A 17,281-nucleotide genomic window follows, 5' to 3' on the forward strand; every position below is an offset into this window, starting at 1 on the left:
ATGGGATTTTTCAAGCGATATCCAATTTTCTGTGTCGTACTGGTTTTGCTGGTGCTTGCACTGGGCGCGGGCGTTTACCTCGTGATCAGTCAACAGGCCAAAGTCGAAGATGCGAAGGAGAGTTACGAAAACCAAGTTAGACGCTTACAAGAAGTTTCACGGGGTGTTTTGTATAATCCCGAAACCGGTCAACGTGTCGCCCCGAACAAGGCGAACCGGGAACTCCTTCAAGTTCGACTGGATCAGGTCGATGGCGACTTGGAGCGAATTCGGAGTGGTATGGTTGCTCGAACCGACAGAATTCTAAACGACTCTGCCGACGAATTCACCTTCTTACCGAAATTACAGTCTTTCATCGCTTCGCTCAAGGCTTTGGCAGCCAAGAATCATGTAATTCTCCAATCCGACGAGGCATTCGGGTTTGCCAAATACGCGACTCAGGCGGCTCAACCGAAGAAAGAAATGATCCCGATGCTGAATCGGCAACGCCAAGTGCTGGATTATATTCTGAAGCAATTGATGGCTTCAGAACCGGTTTCAATTTTGGCCGTCGAGCGAGAATTTGTCGAAAGACCGCCAGAGGAAGAGAATTCCCGAAATCGCGGTCGCAATAGCAATACCAAGGAAGATGATGTTTTCACAATTCAAGAGTTGGTGACAGCACGGTCGAACGAGTTTATTGAAACTTCCGCATTCCGAATCGTATTCACGGGTAGGACGAATGCTCTCCGCGAATTCCTCAATCGCCTCGGAAAATTTGAGTTACCGTTGATCGTCCGAAGTGTTGAGGTGGTACCAGCCACAGAATCGGATGTTCCGAAGCAAGCCGAAGCGCCAAAGCAAAATAGTTCGGAAAATGCGCTTTTCGCATTATTCGGAGGCGGCGATGAAGAGGAGGCAGAAGTTGAGGTAACTGAAGAGACTGATCCGAATAAGAAACCGGTGATTACCGAAACTGAATCCAAATTCACGGTCGTGATTGAATATGTTGAGGTTGATATCGACTCCGACGATGAGACAGAGGAGGCAGGATCGTGAAGCATATTGAGAAGATAATTTTCCTGGTCGTTCTGATCGTTGTAGCGGGTCTTTCGGCGTGGGTGTTCATGGGAGACGCGAAAGCGCCGAATGCCTCCCAAGACATTCCCCCAGCTGGCGGCTCTTTCCCCTTAGAAGAATACACAGGCATCCCCCCCCTTCCTCAGGTCAATTGGCCGGAGCCCATGCCTCAGGATTCGGAAGGTAAGTGGCTCTACCGCGTCTTCACTCCGCCTGTTTTGTACATTGTCGATGGAGCCTTTGTTCCTGTACGTCCGGTGGATCCGGTGCCCGATGAGCCCGAGCCTGAGCCGGAACCATTCGGGGTCGCTCTCACCGATATAACTCGGAACATGTATCGACTTCAGCTCGACGCGATCTATGAAACGAAGTTAAATGATGTCGATTCGGCAGTGCTTTCTTTCGAGAACGTCTATGCCACTCAGACTGAGCGTCCTACGGTAACTCTGAAAAAGGGTGAGACCGATGAACATTTCCAGTTCCGCGTTGATGATATTGAGCGTAAAGAAAAGCGAATAGGTGGCGGTCTCGAGCGTGAACATGTCGCCACGATTACAGATCTAAAAACAGGAAAAACCGTACTCCTTTCTGATCGCGATACTCTCTACGAGGAGGGCGTGACCCTCACCTTCGAATCGACGGTGTCACCGGGCCAGACGGTGACGTTGAAGTCTGTGGGTGAAACCTTCGAGATGAACGACGCTACTTACACACTCTCCGAAATCAATTTAGATAATTCCTCTGTCCAATTGGTGAAAGAATCTGAAACTCTGGATGTTCCGGAGGTGAAAACGCTTACCCCTGAAACAGTGGAGCCCGTGACGGAAACACCGTCACCACAGGCGACACAACCGAATACGGAATCCGGCAGCTCGGATTTTGATCAACTGTTCAACTAAGATTGATTGCAAAAAATATAATTCTATCTGCGATTATTACTTTAAATTATACTTATTGATGAAGACCCTGAATAACCTACTCCGAGCAGCGATGACCTCGGCCGTATTGAGTGCTGCACTCGTCAGCGCTCCAGTTGCATACGCCGCGCAGGACGCGGGGATCAACCCGACGGAGAAAGTCGGGTTGATGGCCTCCGCTCTCAGCCTGAAAGATCAAGGGGACTATGCCGCTGCCTTCGAGAAGGCGACCCTTCTCCGCGAGATCGCTCCGAATGATCCATCGGTTAACCGCTTGTACAACGAGCTTGTCGAAGAGATGGAAGCTGAAGGCATTCCTTTTGATTTAATCGCAACCGACGAGTCGGGCAGCGATGAATCGACAGTAGCCCCAACAGCTACAACGGAAGAAGCGGCTCCGGTCGTATCTCCGGACGCGAACGTCAAGGCCAGCATCTCTCAAGCTCAAAAACTAGCTGCCGAAGGAAGCTATCCTGAGGCGATTACTCTGCTCAATCAGGCGAAAGCCAATTCCACGGATCCCGCCACTCAGGCGCAGATCGATGATCTCATTGCAAGTTATATTCTCGATCAGGAATCCAGCTATGTAGAAACGGCGATGGAAAATTCCCGCGAGGATATGGCTCGTGCTGAAGAACTCGCTGATGAAGGCCGATATTCTGCAGCTTACGAGCTTTTGGACGCATCGATTAATCGTCTTCCTGTCAGCACCGGAACCGAGGACCTCATTGAAACCTTGGAGAACACCAAGAAAGAAATGCTACTTGAGCAAGCCGAAGAGTTGGCTCAGAAGGGCGAAGGTAACGATGCCATGGCCGCTTTTCAAGAATACCAGCGTGATCCTAGCACCGACGCGAGTATTCAGGACCAAGCGAAAGATGTGCAGAAAATGGTGAAGAACCCTTACGCTTACAACATTCGCGAAATTAGCCCTGGGTTCGTTGCCGAATACCAAGAAGTTCAAGATCTGCTCGTCAAGGGGCGCGCACAATTTGTCAACGGCGACTACGAAGGTGCCCGTCAAACTTTTGCTCAGGTCGAAACAATCAGTCCGGAAAATGTTGAAGCTAAAGCATTTCTTTATGAAATCGCGGAGCGTTCGACCAACAGCGGTCATATTGATCGCACAAAAACTCGTGCTGAAATGTTGAATCAAGTCAGTCGTGCTTGGCAGCAACCCCGAGTCTATGTGGATGATCGTGGACCGGGCACTGGGGGCGTTGAAACTACTAGTCCTGTTCTGAAAAAGCTAGAAACGATCGTGATTCCCCGCGTTACCTTCACCGGAACCAGCCTTTCTCGCGCAGTCCAGTCTCTTTCCGAAATGTCGGAAGAGTTCGATCGCAACGCTACCTCCGCGGAAACACGCGGCGTAAACATGGTCGTATCGGGTCAAGGGGGCACAGATCGCCAGGTGAACTTCTCTGTTCGCAACCTTTCTCTCCTCCGCATCCTCGACATTGTTGGCCAGCAGACGGGTTACCAATGGGATGTGGTTGATCAAGTCGTTGAGTTTCAACCGAGCGACCAGAAAGGGGGGAACAATCGGCTTCAACGGGCGATCATTCCGATTTCCAAAGGAACGCTCGACCTCATCCTCGACATTCAGTCCGCTTCGGGAGGAGGAAGCAGTTCGGTAGCTGACGATCCTTTCGCCGCTCCAACTGGACCTTCCGGCCCGGCTACCGATGATCGTCAAGATGCTTTGGTGAACTTCTTTGAAGCATCCGGTATTGAGTTTCGTAATATCACCGGTGCTAGCATCGTCAATCGTGGATCCCGACTTTTGGTGAATCAGACTTCGAGGAATATCGAAGAAATTCGCCAGACCCTCCGCGAACTAGACATCACCGATCAGGTGGAAATCGAAGCCAAGTTCATGGAAGTTGTTCAAGGAAATCTTGACGAATTGGCTTTCGAGTGGAATGCCGGCAACCAAGGGAATGCAGTAATTACTCGTTCTCAATCTACAAGCACGACTAGATCAAACGGAAGTAATCGATCTTACACGGGCACTTCAAGCGGATCGAATACGGTTAATACCATTGGGCCTCCCCCTACTTCTTCTTTCATTGGTCAAGATTCAACAACCTACAATTCGACGGTTGGAAACAATTCGAGCTTCAATTCGACCACATCATCTTTCGAATCGCCGCAATTTGACTCATATGGCAACCCCAGAAGAGATCCAACCAAGGGGTACAACGGTAGTATGAATACTTTGGCCTCGATTTTCGGCACAACGGAAACCTCCGAACAGGGGACCATCAGCTCTCCATCTGGAAATACACCTTTCTCGGTTGCTCCGGGAACGCCAGCGAATGCATTGGACCTGGGTGCTGATATTATCAGCAACTTTTTTACCCAAGGTGTGATCGGAAACTTCGATATCTCTATGGTTATGCGAGCCGTTTCCCGAATGGAAGGTTCGGACCTTTTGTCCGCTCCTCGTGTGACTGTCATGTCTGGTAAGTCGGCGAACATCGTGGTCGCTCAAGAGTTCATTTACCCGACCTCTTATGGGGAGCCAACTGTAACCGCTTCTTCTGGTAGTTCTGATGATGGTGGTGGCGGCGGCGGCGGTGCGGTAGCACTCGCTTCGGGTGTTCCAGAAGATTTCGAAACCCGGAATCTGGGCGTCGAACTTACTGTGACCCCAACTGTAGAGCCGAATGATAAGATTAATCTCGCTCTTCAACCCCGGGTTACCGAGTTCGAAGGATATGTTTCTTACGGCGGTCCTAACATCGCTTTGACGGACCAGACCTCTGTGCAGTCGCCCTCCGGTTATTTCCAACCAATCTTCTCGACCCGCACCGTCGAAACGGAAGTAACGGTTTTCGATGGGGCGACAGTGGTCCTGGGTGGATTAACCCGGGAAGAAGTTCAAGAGTACAAGCAAAAGATTCCGATTCTTGGTGACATTCCATTAATTGGTCGTCTCTTCCGTTCAGAAGGGGAAACCTCACAGAAGCGTAATCTGATTATCTTCGTCACTGCGAATCTGATCAGTCCCGGGGGCTCACCAGCCAACCAGTCATTTCAAGGCACTGAGTCGAATTCGCTCTTCCAGAATCCGACTGTGATCAGTCCCGGAGGGATTCTCTCCCGCGACAAACAAAAACAACCAGTCGAAGAGTAACCTCTCTGGCCCAAGAGGCTATTCACAACTTTACAGGCGGCCACTCAATGAGAGTGGTCGCCTTTTTATTGGGCGAGAATGGATCAATGGATCGCTCTTTGAATTCAAAGATTGGCATCGACGATGATCTGATCGATCCTTAATATCGTGTTCTATGGCTACTCGTACGAAAGTCCGCTTTGTTCTCGTTTCTCTCTGGGTGGCGACCGTGGCTGCGGCTTTTACTGCGGGGCAACGGATGACAGATTCTTCATCCCGAGCGGAGGCCGATGATGAATCATCTATTCAAGCCGTCGGAGCGGATTCGAAGGCACCCACTAACACTGTGGGTCGTGAAATCGACTTGGCGTCGGGTTTGCAGCCAATAGAGGGCGAAATCGGAGGCAACGAACCCCTTCTGTCTCAGGTGTTGAAGGGGAGTCGTGACTCAGAAGATTTACGATCAGCTACACTCGAGGCGGAATTGCTCGGCCCCGAAGATGCCCGGTATTGGGCGGAATCCTATTTGCGGATGCCTCCTGACCCTGGAAGAAATCGCTTACTTTCTGTTTTGTTGGGATCGCTTGCGGAGAGCGCTCCATTGGAGGCACTCCAGATGGCCCAAGGAATCGGATCTGTTTCGGCGAGCGAACAGGCGCGCCGACGTATTTTGGAATCGTGGGCTAGGCGAGATCCTCAAGCCGCTCTCACCTGGTTGGAGGAAAATCGAGGTTCAATTCCTGGCAGGATGCATTCAGGGAGATTGGAATCTTGGATGGAAGGATATGCTGAAACCGATCCTGGCGGTGCCTTTGCGTATGTGGTGGGGATGAGTGAACAATCGAATTCTGATCGCTGGTTGAAGCGTCGGCTGATCGAGAGTGTTGTCGAAGCCCAAGTAGCGGGCGATCAATTAGAAGAAGCATTGGCTTCACTGCAAAGTCTTCCTCAAGGCTTGTTGCGTTCAGAGGCATTACAGGAGTTTTATTCGGAGTGGGCAAAACAGGATCCAGCCGGAGCTGCGGAACATTTTCTTTCGAATCGGGAGGAGGGAAGTGAACGAGCAGCGGCGGGTCTTATCCGAGAATGGGCGTCGTCAGATCCAGAATCTGCCGCCGGATTTGTTTCGACATTGGAAGCGACTGATCCCGCTTACCAAGTCGCCATCTCTTCTCTGATCGAACGGTGGTCACGCTACGATCTCGAAGGCCCGGCGCAGTGGTTGAATGAACTTCCGCCTTCGGAGGGAATCGACCGCGCAGTCGCCGTATTTTCGGTTCGCGCCTCGGAAGAAGACCCAGAAGGAGCAATGACCTGGGCGGCCTCTATTGCCAGCGAACAAACCCGTAGCCGAGTTATGCAGAGGGTTGCGGCTAATTGGAAAGAAACGGATCCGGACGGTTTGGAAGAGTTTATCGAATCGAGCGAGTTTGATGAAGAAACTGCAAAACAGCTGAGAGAAGCAAGAGGCCGCCCCCGTTGGAGAGGCCCCTATTGAGACTAATTTCCCTCGGGTATGTGATGATCCCGATTGCGTCCAGCGGGTTTCCTGATAGGCCTGATCTTTAGCCAGAACATGGATCAGTTAGACGAGAAAAAATCGCGAAAGCATCTTCTTCGCTCTGATGAGGAGATGACTTTCCTAGAGCACCTGGAGGAATTGCGTTTTACCCTCGCGAGGTGTGTTGGAGCTTTCGCGATCGGTGTGATCATTCTGGTCTTCTTCCTCCCGTCACTGACGGACCTGTTAAAGTTGCCGTTTGTTTGGGCTCAGGGAGACGGTCATCCCGATATGATCGAAGGGCTTTTCTCACGAAAGCCGATGGGCGTTTTTTCGGTGATGATGCAGGTGCTTCTACTGGGAGGGATGGCCTGTTCACTTCCCTTTATTCTCTTTGCTGTCTCCCAATTCGTGGCACCAGCTCTGACTGAAAAAGAAAAGAAAGTTTTAATCCCGGGACTTGCCGCCGGATTTGTACTTTTTCTTCTCGGTGGCTCATTCGCCTTCTTCGTAATTCTCCCAGCCGCGTTGCGGGTCTCAATTGCTCTCAACGCCATGCTGGGTCTGGAGCTGCTCTGGGGGGCGTCGGAATACTATAGTCTGGTTGTGTGGCTCTGTGTCCTGATGGGAAGCCTGTTTGAGTTTCCGGTCGTTCTAGTGCTCTTGGTCTATCTAGGTATTCTGACAGCCGATGCTCTTCGATCTCAGCGAAAAGCCGTTTTTGTTGGGTTGATGATCCTTTCTGCGGTCATCACTCCGACAGGTGATCCGATCACTTTTATGATTATGGCTCTTCCGCTTTACGGTCTTTATGAATTGGCAATTATCGTGGGAGAACGCTGCCAGAAGTCGAAATCGGAAAGTGATGAGGAGGAAGAAGATGTCCTGGATTAATCTCGCGCAGTCATGAGAGCTCCCGAAATTTAGGATTCCGGGATCAACTTAATTTCACTATCTCCACCAGGCAAAAAATAGATTTCTCGAGTCCCTACTGTGGCCTGAATAAGCACCGTAGTTTCAGATGTGACGGATACTACTCCGTCGGCGGGGACGATCTCACGATTGATCGTGAGTGTTTCAATCTGGCTATCCATCTGCGGTTTCACATTGGATTCGAATGAGGTCCATTGGGCGAGTGCGTTGGGTGACTTGTTGCCCGGAAGGAACTGGTTGAATCGGTCGAGGTAGGGGACAAGGCTCCTTTCAAGCCATGTGAGTGTCGCTCGGCTTTGTTCGCCACGGGGACGATCCCCATCGATACTGCGCCCCTGAATCGAAGCGATGTCTCTTTCGGCTTTCTCTTTGAGGGACGGGAGTCGGCTGTTCAGGGTTTCCAGATCCAATTGGTTAACCAGTGAATAAAACTGACGGAGAGTCGCGAGTCGCACTCCAGACGTCAGGCCTTCCCCTCTGGTCTTGACGCTGGAAGAGCCGGTGGAACGGATGCGACGATCATCTCCACCTGGAAATTCGGATTTGATCTCTACGAATTTTGCCTGATCGGCTTCCTTCGCAGAAGGTTGGTTCGCCAAGATACCTTGAAATAGTTGATTTTGGGTGCTGAGTTTGCTTTCAAGGTCATCTGGTAGATCAGAGAGGAACACGGCCGTTTTTTCGCTTTTTAGCCAATCGCTCCATGCTCCAGTGTGAACCGTCAAGGATTGGGTCTCGCTCTTTTGAAGAAGGCTCCGAATCGGTCCATTTTCTTTTTCCCAGTATTGCCATCCAAAATATCCACCTGCGCCCAGCACTGCAATGACCAGGAGTATCACTCCCGCCCGGAAAGTTTTGCGGGCGGCATTTTTCTTGTGATAGTTTTTGAGTAACTGCCGAGCCTGAACCTCAGTGATTCGGGAAACCTGATGGGAAGGAACGAGCCCATGTTTAATCAGCTCCAGTCTTTGGTCTTTTGTGGCCTTATTGGCTGTGTCGTTAAGACTATACGGTTCGTTGCTCATGTTTCGGGAAATCGTTGTGTTCTTGGATCAGTTTCTGGGAACGAGATACTATTTCTTTTTAGGCCGGAGGGTCATATTTTAGAGCGTTTCCACCAGGGAATCGACAAAAAGGCTCCGACTGTGGTCATATCTTCCCCTTTTTTCGGAGCATTTTACACTGGGGGCGAGCCTTTTAACCGATTTGGATTCACTTCCCGGAGAATTTCTCAGCCAGCAGGAGAGTGGGCGGAATCGATTGTTAGACCGCATTGCGCATAATGCGCTCTGATCAGGTTCTTTCCCTAGAGGCTGGCTCGGGTAGGTAACACAGCACAATCAGACAGACGAGAGTCGCTTCGATAATGAAGAAAGCGTATTCTTCGAAAGGAATATGGCCAAACCACGGAAGTGCTTTATCTAGTCCGACGAGAGGATAGCCCAAGGACACGTTTTCTCCGAATCCCCAGATACCCAAATAGACTGCGTAGTTGTCCCAGGGGGTCGTAAAACAGAAGACGATTCCGACTAGGACCAGCCAACAGATTACATGAGGGAGCTGGATTCGTTTTCGAAACCGAAAAAAGAGAATCAGGAGTGGGGGCAGTGTGAAGATGAGATGGTATTGCCAGTAGGTCATCCGATCAGCCTCCACGCAAAAGGATGGACCGTACGAAAAGGCAGCCCGGAAGCTTTCGGATTTTGAACAGAAGTCTTCTCTTTTGTAGGCTCAGTTCCTGACGAATAATTGGATTGGGTGCGAGAATGATGAAAGTGCCATCCCGTTCGATCCGGCCCGGGGCGCAGCGCTTTGCGTAGGATTTCCCGATCAGGTATTCCCAGCTCTGCAATATGGTCTGTTCTGGGGTCTTCTCGGTCGTAACTCGCAGGCTCGAGAGAATGCGGTCCATGGAGGAGGCCAAATCGTTCGGCTTCCGTGTCTTGCGGATGGGATTGCGGGGCAATCCGCGAAATCGATCGATGACGGCAAGATCTTCGGCGGAAAAAGGCCGATGTTTTTTCGGATGAGGAGAAGCCATACCGGATCAGTCCAGTCCTCCGACGACGCCAGCCATGTTGAAGATCGGGAGAAACATGGCCATGACGATGGTTCCGATAATTCCGCCGAGAAAAACGATGATTAGAGGTTCCATCAAATCCGTGAGAGAGCCGACCGTATTCTCGATCTCGACGTCATAGAAGTCGGAAACCTTCATTAGCATTCCATCGACATTACCGGTTTCCTCACCCGCTTTCGCCATGTGTTTCACCATAGATGGAAAATAGGGATCGCCAGCGAGGATGTCGGAAATCTGGGCTCCTTCGCTCACCGCTTTCTGGATCCTTGTGATCGAGCTTTCAATGAAGGTGTTGTCGCTCGCTGAAGAGGTGATGTCGAGACTCTGAAGGATCGGGACTCCACTGCGCATGAGAATGGAGTAGGTGCGGCAAAATCGAGAGAGGGCAATCTTCCGTGACAAGCTTCCCATGATCGGAACCTTGCTGACGAGCACATCGCGAAATCGTCGTCCCCGCGGGGTCTTTATAAACTTTTTCAGTGCAATGAATGCGATGACCAATCCGATGAGGATCGCAAAGATCCACGATTTCAGGAAATCCGAGGCAGAAATCAGCATCCGGGTCAGGAGAGGGAGCTCTTTGCCGAAGCTGTCAAACATCCCTGCGAAAACCGGAATCACGAAAATGAGAAGGACGTTGACGAGAGCGATCGCGATCAGAATCACCGCTACCGGATAAGTCATTGCGCTTTTCACTTTCTTCTGCAGGCGCACGGTATCGTCGAAATAGGTTGCCGTTTTACTAAGGATCTCGGCCAAATTTCCGCTCGCTTCTCCCGCTTCGGCCATCGACCGAAAGAGATTGGGGAAGGCATTGGGGAATTTGCTGCAGGCCTCGGAGAAAGCCGTTCCTCCGGATACGTCGCTACGCACTTCTCGAATCACCACCTTGAAATAGGCGTTCTCCGTCTGTTCGTAGAGAGCCTCCATTGCCGTGACCAGAGGCAAGCCAGCTTCGAGCATCGAAGAAAGCTGTTCCGTGAACATGGCAACATCGCCCAGAGGAATCTTCTTCTTGCGGGCCTTTTTCTCGATGCTCTTCTGTTTGGCAAGGCGCTGATTCTCCCAGAAGGAAGGTTTGGACTTTGCTGAAGTCGAAGAGAGGGTTGCCATGAATTCTCGAGTTTGCTGATGCTTAAGAGAAGAGAGAGTTTAACCTATGGAACTTTCTCCCGTTAAGCAAGTTGCACTCGATCTGGGCGATAAGAAAATGCGGTTTCTGCGATTTCATTACCCCCGGATCCGGGCTAATTCTGGCGTTACGCGATCTTTAGAAGAAAACCGCTTCGCTCAGAGCCTCGCGAGTTCCGAGAAGGTGAGCTTCAAAGGGCCATTCATCGCCACTTCCGAAGCGCGCCATCAATTGTCCACAAGACTTATCCAGATCAATCTCAAAAGAGAAGATCTCCTTGCCCGCCTGGTCCACCCACTTCCCTGAGATGAAGCGGCGATCGTCTTTCGCGGGTGAGAATTTTTCGGAAAGATCCTCTGGTGCTCCCGCGGCGACGAGGCAACCCTTCATCCATTTGGACATATTACGGGCTTCGCCGTTGAGAGCTTCAGAATGCGTTACTTCAAGTCCGGTGACTCCGTCGATGAGTACTTCCGGGGGAAACCCGCTGAGATATTGTCCAATGGACTGGCGCAGCGGCAGGAGTCGAGCTTTGGCCAGATCCTTAACCCTTTCCGGGTGTTCCCAGGGAATCTCCTCAAAGGAATCATTCTCGATCGAGCTGTCGAAGAGGATCCGCTTCATTCCATGGCTGAAGGTCCGGTAATGTTCCCGGATTCTTTCGATGGGAACGCGGTGAAACCAGTGACAGGTGGGCAGATCGCTTTCGAGCCAAATGGAGACTTGGTTTTTAAGATAGCCTTTGTCGTCAGGCGGATACCCGAGCATGAGGGCTTCGCAGCAACACATTGTCCGCGGAGTGTGGCCGATATAGCATTGCGCGAACAACTTTCCCTCAAGGGAGTGATCGGTTGACTCCTTCGTTTCTGGGCAGAGAACAATGATCCGGCAGGGATAGCGCTGGCTGAAGTGAATGGCCTCGTCGAATCGCGCTTGGGCATCCTCCGGTGTCGTGCTTTTCCCGAAGTGGAGGATCAGGTTCATCTGTGAAGCACGGAACTCTGATGGCGCACCGGAACCTTCCTTGCCGGGTTGCCACATGCGACCCAGTTGGCGGTTTACCTCAGCAATCGGCATGAGAATGCCGGGAAGGGAATCGAGAATGTTGGTAGTCACGTCTTTATCTCCTGACATGGAATCGCAGTGGCGGGAGCTATTACGGCCCGGAGCGGCGCCATTCGTGCTGGCGCTCCCATAGGAGGCGATCAGCTGCGATAGGACCCCAAGACCCAGAGTTGTAGCTGTGAAGTCCGTTTCGACCGTTTGCCTCCCATTGTTCAAGCACGGGAGTGATCAAGGACCAAGAGGCTTCCGTTTCATCGCCGCGAATGAAGAGGGTCGAATCACCAACCATCGCATCCATGATAAGTCGCTCGTACGCTTCCGGAGTATTGGAGCCGAACGTTGCCGCGTAGCGGAAGTGCATCTTGACCGGCTGAGTCCGGGTTTCGAGTCCCGGAATTTTCGAGTTAAGCAAAAGCGTTAGCCCCTCATCCGGTTGGATTCCGATGACCATAGTATTCGAGGCCAGGTCATAGAGGTTGCTTTCGCTGAAGAGGATGCCGGGGGGGCGCTTGAATTGAATCGCGATTTCGCTGACTCGCCGTGCGAGCCTCTTTCCGGAGCGAACATAAAAGGGGACGCCCTTCCAACGCCAATTGTTAATCGAGAGGCGCATCGCTACATAAGTCTCGGTGGACGAATCCTCAGGGACGTCTTTCTCGGAAAGGTAGCCTTTTACCTTTTCCCCTTCGATGAGGCCTTCGTCGTACTGTGCCCGCACGACGTCACCACCTTCCGGGCTCGCGTTAGGGACCTGAATCGCCTTGAGGACTTTCACCTTCTCGTCCCGAATCGCTTCCGGATCGAGGGAGACCGGAGGCTCCATGGCGGTCAGAGAGACCAGCTGCATCGCATGATTCTGGATCATATCCCGCATGGCTCCGCTGGAATCGTAATATCCGGCCCGGGTTCCTACGCCCAAGTCTTCAGCCACCGTAATCTGGACCGACTCCACAAACTGGCGATTCCAGAGAGGTTCAAAGATGCTGTTGCCGAACCGCTGGACGAGAAGATCCTGAACCGTCTCCTTCCCCAGATAGTGGTCGATGCGATAGACCTGGTTCTCTGTGAAATCCCGGGAGAGAGTTTCGTTGAGTGCACGAGCGCTGGCGAGATCCCGCCCGAACGGCTTTTCAATGATGATCTTCGACTCACAGCGTGAGCGTGCATTGTGGCGGGCCAGACCGATCTCCCCCAAGTTTTCCAAAATTGGAGTGAAAACGTTTGGGGGGGTTGAAATGTAAAAGAGGAACTGAGTGTCCCGGCCGATCTCCTTTTCGATTTCCGAAAGTTTTTTGGAGAGCTCCTTGAACGACTCTGCGTCGTCGTAAGCTCCTGAATGGTAGTGGATGTTCGGGCGAATCCGGTCCCAGACGTCGGAATTAAGCTCACGACGGGAATGGTCCTCGATAGCCGACGTCGCCAGTGACTGGAATTCGTCATCCGGGATCGGTTTTCTCCCGTATCCCACAAAGTGGAAGTCGGAGGGAAGAAGATTGTCGAGACCCAGGTTATAGAGTGCCGGAATCAGCTTCCGAGCCGTAAGGTCTCCGGAAGCTCCAAAAATGACGATCACCGTTGGCGGTGCGCCTCGATGTTTACTGAGTCCCTGAAGAAAGGGATGACGGTTGTCCTGATCCATGAGAGGAATTTACGAGTGGTTAGGTCGGTCGTATTTGCGGAATATCGGGATATGCTCGAAATGACGCAGATCCGCGACGGTACCGTTATTGAGTTCAATCTCGGTGATGTCGAAGCGAAAATGTTTCGGGGACGGGTGGCATTGCTTTAAATAAGCAAGAGCGCAGCTGCGGAGGGTCTTTCGTTTCTGTTTTGTGACCGAGTGATATCCGGGCACAAGAGCGGATTTTTGCCGTGCCCGAACCTCCACGAAGACCAAAACTTCCTTGTCCTTGGCAATTAGATCAATCTCGCCGTGGCCATGCCTCCAATTATAATTGAGAATTCGATATCCTTTATGGCGTCGTAGCCAATCGGCAGCATAGCTTTCGGCCATGGCTCCCGCTTTTTGTTGAGAGGTGAGAGGGTGGGGTCGGGGTTTGTTTCCCGGTCGGAGTCGATGAAATACTCTCTCAGCCCAATGGGTGATTGGGGAGAAATTCATATCGAAGTCGTAAATGAGTTTCCGGAGTATGGCGACTCTCAATTCTATTAGGCGACAGGTATGAGAGGTCGTCGGAATAATAGGCAATTTTGAATTAAGGTGGTTCTCTATATAACAGTTCTAAAAATAATTAACTGTTTGTGATTTTGGATATCCTTGAGGGTGATTGGCCGAGTGACGGATCTCCATTTGATGATGAGGGACTGTGTATGGAGAGGCTCTCTTGGGAAGGGGATAGGAAAGCCTTGCGATGCAAGATTCGCTATTTTTCCGATGGAATGGGGCTAGTTTCCTAGGATTTTTGCGCAGTTCCCAGGAAACGGGGCTATTAGGTGGCAAGTGCCCAGAGGCTTCATGCCATGCGTGGGGGCTCTTGAAAGGGCTTTCCATCGGCTACGCAAAGGGAGGCCCTGACTTTTGCCCTCTGCATCCCTTGAGAAGAATTTTGGGAGCACCGAACTGGGTCGATGCTTCCTCTGCCTATTGTTTTGGGGATGTGTTGCGGTTGTAGAGGGAGGAAAGCTCTTTTAGGTAGTCTGAACTTTCTCCGTGGACTCGATCAACCATTTCGGGAGACGCGCGCCAGGACCAATTGCCCACAGCAGTGCCCGGTGTGTTGAAGCGGGCTTCGGTGCCGAGACTGAGGAGGTCTTGGAAGGGGACGACAAAAAGATTGGCGACGGATTGATATCCGGCGCGGATGAAATCCCAGGCAATCTCTTCTCCAGACACTCGTAGGTAGCGCCGCACGTAGTCGCGGACAGCTTCGTCTTCGGATTCGTACCAGCCGACGGTCGTATCATTGTCGTGAGAGCCTGGGTAGAGGACCGTGCACGGCTGCAGATTGTGCGGGAGATAGACGTTGGATGGGTTGTCGAAGGCGAAGTGGAGGACGGACATGCCTGGCAGTCCGGTCGCTTGGCGTAGACGATCGACTTCAGGAGTGATGACTCCTAAATCTTCGAGAATCACGCGAGGTTCCGGGAAATTCTTTTGTAATTCCTTGAAAAAGGAGAGGCCTGGGCCTTTTTCCCATTCTCCATTGCGGGCGTCCTCGGCATCCGCAGGGATGCGATAGGCGGCTTCAAATCCGCGAAAGTGGTCGATTCGCACCAGGTCGAAGAGCTCGAAGTTGAGGCGAAAACGGTCCATCCACCAGCGGTAGTTGTCCTTTTTGAGCGCTTTCCAATCGTAGAGAGGGTTTCCCCAGAGTTGTCCGGTCTCGGAAAAATAGTCGGGAGGGACACCTGCTACGGCGAGAGGCTGAAGTTTTTGATCGAGCTGGAAAAATTCGGGGTGTTGCCAGGCGTCGGCGCCGTCGAGAGCAACGAAGATCGGAATATCGCCGATGAATCGAACTCCTTTGCTGGCTGCGTAGTTGCGCAGCTTCTTCCACTGGCCGAAGAAGAGGTACTGGGTGAACTTGTGTTCGTCAACGGACGCTTGGATCTTTGGGTCGAGCGGCTGCTCAGTGGCCCTTTCATAGGCTCGATAATCCTCCGGCCACTCGTACCAAGGCTCGGAGTCGAAGTGTTCTTTGAGGGCTCGGAAGAGTGCGTAGGGTTCGAGCCAGCTGGCCTGCTCTTTTTCGAAATCCTGAACGGATCCGTATTCGTCTTCGACTCGATCTTGAACTCCGGCAATGCGTTCGGAGGCCAAGTGTAGAAGGTGAGGCCGGAGATGCCAGAGCGCGCCGTAGTCGACGGCACCTCCCGGGTCGGTTCGTGAGGATTCGACTTCGTCCTCGTAGAGGAGTCCCAGTCTGATCAGTTCATCTAGGTCGACTAGATAGGGATTCCCCGCAAAGGCGGATAGGCACTGATAGGGAGAATCTCCATAGCCAGTCGGCCCGAGTGGACAGGTCTGCCAGAGGGAGAACCCCGAATCCGCGAGGAAGTCAACAAACCTGACCGCCTCCGCACCTAGGGTGCCGATGCCGGTGGAGCCGGGGAGGGCGGTCGGATGAAGAAGGACGCCGCTGTATCGCTCGTTAGGCCAAGCAAAAAGCGGGCTATCCGCTTTGGATTTAGTCGATTTCGTAGGGCTCAAGGTTTTTCTCTACTCGGCGTCCGCGGATGCGGACGAAGTTTGGCAGTCCGTTCTCAAACTCAGGAGAGATTTCTCCCTGAATGAGAGGTTGCGCGTATTTCGTGAATTGGTGGTTCATGCTGATACCGTTCTCATTGATCCAATCAGCGGGTAGTCGTTTTACGCCGTTGGCCACTTCAGTGAGAGGAGCAAGACCGGTGACGCACTCGTACGTTTCTTTCTCGGCGCGGAGTAGGGTGACCATCTTGCCGGTTTCTCCGTCGACAGCGGCCTTGACCGCTGCTTGTCCGGCGAGAAACGCTTCTTCGTTGTCGGTCTCCGAAGAGCAATGAACAGCGGCCCGCTGGGCGTGGCCCAGTTTGGCGGCCCGAGCGCGGATGCCGAATTGTTCCTCGATGAGATTGCGCAGATATTCTCCGACTCCGCCGAGCTGGGCGTGTCCGAATGCGTCCGTCGCTCCTCCGGAGGTGGTCAAATAGTTCCCATCTTCATCGACAAGACCTTCACTGGCGACGATGAGGCAGAAGCGCTCCTTTTGGAGGATCCGCTGAACATCTTCCATCAGCTTCTGAGGAGAGAGTGGCACCTCGGGAAGGAGAATGATGTGTGGGGGGTCTTCAGGACGATCCTTGCGCTTGGCGAGAGATGTGCCCGCGGCCATCCAGCCGGCGTTGCGGCCCATGACCTCAATAATGCCGACATAGTCGTGGTTGCCCATGGATTGGGCGTCGCAGGCCATTTCTTTGACCGTGGTGCAGAGATATTTGATCGCGCTGCCGTATCCCGGGCAGTGGTCTGTGGCGACGAGGTCATTGTCGACGGTTTTCGGAATACCGATGACGCGGAGGTCATAGCCGCGCTCGACAGCGAGGGCATTGATCCGGTCGGCGGAGTCCTGGGAGTCGTTTCCACCGATGTAAAAGAAATAGCGAATGTTGTGGGACTCGAAGACTTGGAGGATCCGGTCGTAATCTTCTTGGCCACGGATCTTGTAGCGGCAGGTTCCGAGAGCGGAAGCCGGAGTGGTGCGCAGGCCGCGGATGACCTGCTGGGATTCTTCAGCGAGGTCGACCAGGTCTTCCTGCAGGATGCCGATGACTCCGTTGCGGGCACCGTAAATTTCTTCGATGCAGGGATGGTTCAGGGCCTCGGTAATCGCGCCGGCCAAGCTGGAGTTGATGACCGCGGTTGGTCCGCCGGATTGAGCGATGAGACAGTTTCCGTTCAGTTCTTCTGACATAATATTCTTCTGGGTAAAACGGCGAGGTTGTTGGGGATGACGGTGCATTACAAATCAAAAGA

The 17,281-nt window shown here is 52.4% G+C and carries 14 protein-coding genes; 5 read left to right on the forward strand and 9 right to left on the reverse strand.

The features are described from left to right. The 5 genes from H5P30_RS06730 (at window position 1) to tatC (ending at window position 7,492) form a co-directional block, all read left to right on the forward strand. Complete coding sequence (locus H5P30_RS06730; RefSeq protein WP_185692180.1) at window positions 1-1,038, forward strand: Amuc_1100 family pilus-like protein; 1,038 nt, start codon at window positions 1-3, stop codon at window positions 1,036-1,038. Further along, window positions 1,035-1,958 carry a hypothetical protein gene (locus H5P30_RS06735; RefSeq protein ID WP_185692181.1) on the forward strand — a complete coding sequence of 308 codons (924 nt, stop codon included), beginning with the start codon at window positions 1,035-1,037 and terminating at the stop codon, window positions 1,956-1,958. The genes H5P30_RS06730 and H5P30_RS06735 overlap by 4 nt, the downstream gene beginning before the upstream one ends. A 58-nt stretch (window positions 1,959-2,016) precedes the next feature. Then, the gene (locus H5P30_RS06740; protein ID WP_185692182.1) at window positions 2,017-5,118 is read left to right on the forward strand and encodes a hypothetical protein; all 3,102 of its coding nucleotides are present in this window, start codon (window positions 2,017-2,019) and stop codon (window positions 5,116-5,118) included. A gap of 154 nt (window positions 5,119-5,272) precedes the next feature. Then, the gene (locus H5P30_RS06745) at window positions 5,273-6,595 is read left to right on the forward strand and encodes a hypothetical protein (RefSeq protein ID WP_185692183.1); all 1,323 of its coding nucleotides are present in this window, start codon (window positions 5,273-5,275) and stop codon (window positions 6,593-6,595) included. A gap of 78 nt (window positions 6,596-6,673) precedes the next feature. After that, window positions 6,674-7,492, forward strand: a complete 819-nt coding sequence (gene tatC, locus H5P30_RS06750) for a twin-arginine translocase subunit TatC (RefSeq protein WP_185692184.1) — start codon at window positions 6,674-6,676, stop codon at window positions 7,490-7,492. 29 nt (window positions 7,493-7,521) lie between these two features. On the opposite strand, the gene H5P30_RS06755 is transcribed toward tatC, so the two are convergent. The 9 genes from H5P30_RS06755 to H5P30_RS06795 all read right to left on the reverse strand — a co-directional run bounded on the left by H5P30_RS06755 (window position 7,522) and on the right by H5P30_RS06795 (window position 17,219). Further along, window positions 7,522-8,556 (reverse strand): hypothetical protein, encoded by a 1,035-nt coding sequence (locus H5P30_RS06755; RefSeq protein WP_185692185.1) that lies wholly within the window; start codon window positions 8,554-8,556, stop codon window positions 7,522-7,524. A gap of 268 nt (window positions 8,557-8,824) precedes the next feature. Further along, complete coding sequence (locus tag H5P30_RS06760; RefSeq protein ID WP_185692186.1) at window positions 8,825-9,172, reverse strand: lycopene cyclase domain-containing protein; 348 nt, start codon at window positions 9,170-9,172, stop codon at window positions 8,825-8,827. 4 nt (window positions 9,173-9,176) lie between these two features. Next, a complete protein-coding gene (locus tag H5P30_RS06765) occupies window positions 9,177-9,572 on the reverse strand; it encodes a DciA family protein (RefSeq protein ID WP_185692187.1) in 396 nt (131 codons plus the stop codon). A 6-nt stretch (window positions 9,573-9,578) separates the two neighbouring features. Further along, window positions 9,579-10,724, reverse strand: coding sequence for a type II secretion system F family protein (locus H5P30_RS06770; RefSeq protein WP_185692188.1), 1,146 nt, complete (start codon window positions 10,722-10,724; stop codon window positions 9,579-9,581). Window positions 10,725-10,881: 157 nt separating this feature from the next. After that, entirely contained in the window at window positions 10,882-11,877 is a 996-nt protein-coding gene (locus H5P30_RS06775) for a glucose-6-phosphate dehydrogenase assembly protein OpcA (protein ID WP_185692189.1), read from the reverse strand. A 22-nt stretch (window positions 11,878-11,899) separates the two neighbouring features. Further along, window positions 11,900-13,447, reverse strand: a complete 1,548-nt coding sequence (gene zwf, locus H5P30_RS06780; RefSeq protein WP_185692190.1) for a glucose-6-phosphate dehydrogenase — start codon at window positions 13,445-13,447, stop codon at window positions 11,900-11,902. Window positions 13,448-13,456: 9 nt separating this feature from the next. Beyond that, on the reverse strand, window positions 13,457-13,930 hold the full coding sequence (locus tag H5P30_RS06785; RefSeq protein WP_185692191.1) for a YraN family protein: 474 nt from the start codon (window positions 13,928-13,930) through the stop codon (window positions 13,457-13,459). A gap of 480 nt (window positions 13,931-14,410) precedes the next feature. After that, window positions 14,411-15,979, reverse strand: a complete 1,569-nt coding sequence (gene malQ, locus H5P30_RS06790; RefSeq protein ID WP_185692192.1) for a 4-alpha-glucanotransferase — start codon at window positions 15,977-15,979, stop codon at window positions 14,411-14,413. Further along, window positions 15,957-17,219: a 6-phosphofructokinase gene (locus tag H5P30_RS06795; protein ID WP_185692193.1), complete on the reverse strand. Its 1,263-nt coding sequence runs from the start codon at window positions 17,217-17,219 to the stop codon at window positions 15,957-15,959. The genes malQ and H5P30_RS06795 overlap by 23 nt, the downstream gene beginning before the upstream one ends. Between the last annotated feature and the right edge of the window lie 62 nt (window positions 17,220-17,281).

This window comes from Puniceicoccus vermicola, assembly GCF_014230055.1.
GTDB classification, from domain to species: domain Bacteria; phylum Verrucomicrobiota; class Verrucomicrobiia; order Opitutales; family Puniceicoccaceae; genus Puniceicoccus; species Puniceicoccus vermicola.

Excerpts from the sequence above, each read along its gene's own strand:
- H5P30_RS06730 (WP_185692180.1), top strand. The coding sequence starts at position 1 with ATGGGATTTTTCAAGCGATATCCAATTTTCTGTGTCGTACTGGTTTTG.
- H5P30_RS06740 (WP_185692182.1), top strand. The coding sequence starts at position 2,017 with ATGAAGACCCTGAATAACCTACTCCGAGCAGCGATGACCTCGGCCGTA.
- H5P30_RS06745 (WP_185692183.1), top strand. The coding sequence starts at position 5,273 with ATGGCTACTCGTACGAAAGTCCGCTTTGTTCTCGTTTCTCTCTGGGTG.
- tatC (WP_185692184.1), top strand. The coding sequence starts at position 6,674 with ATGGATCAGTTAGACGAGAAAAAATCGCGAAAGCATCTTCTTCGCTCT.
- H5P30_RS06755 (WP_185692185.1), bottom strand. The coding sequence starts at position 8,556 with ATGAGCAACGAACCGTATAGTCTTAACGACACAGCCAATAAGGCCACA.
- H5P30_RS06760 (WP_185692186.1), bottom strand. The coding sequence starts at position 9,172 with ATGACCTACTGGCAATACCATCTCATCTTCACACTGCCCCCACTCCTG.
- H5P30_RS06765 (WP_185692187.1), bottom strand. The coding sequence starts at position 9,572 with ATGGCTTCTCCTCATCCGAAAAAACATCGGCCTTTTTCCGCCGAAGAT.
- H5P30_RS06770 (WP_185692188.1), bottom strand. The coding sequence starts at position 10,724 with ATGGCAACCCTCTCTTCGACTTCAGCAAAGTCCAAACCTTCCTTCTGG.
- H5P30_RS06775 (WP_185692189.1), bottom strand. The coding sequence starts at position 11,877 with ATGTCAGGAGATAAAGACGTGACTACCAACATTCTCGATTCCCTTCCC.
- zwf (WP_185692190.1), bottom strand. The coding sequence starts at position 13,447 with ATGGATCAGGACAACCGTCATCCCTTTCTTCAGGGACTCAGTAAACAT.
- H5P30_RS06785 (WP_185692191.1), bottom strand. The coding sequence starts at position 13,930 with ATGAATTTCTCCCCAATCACCCATTGGGCTGAGAGAGTATTTCATCGA.
- H5P30_RS06795 (WP_185692193.1), bottom strand. The coding sequence starts at position 17,219 with ATGTCAGAAGAACTGAACGGAAACTGTCTCATCGCTCAATCCGGCGGA.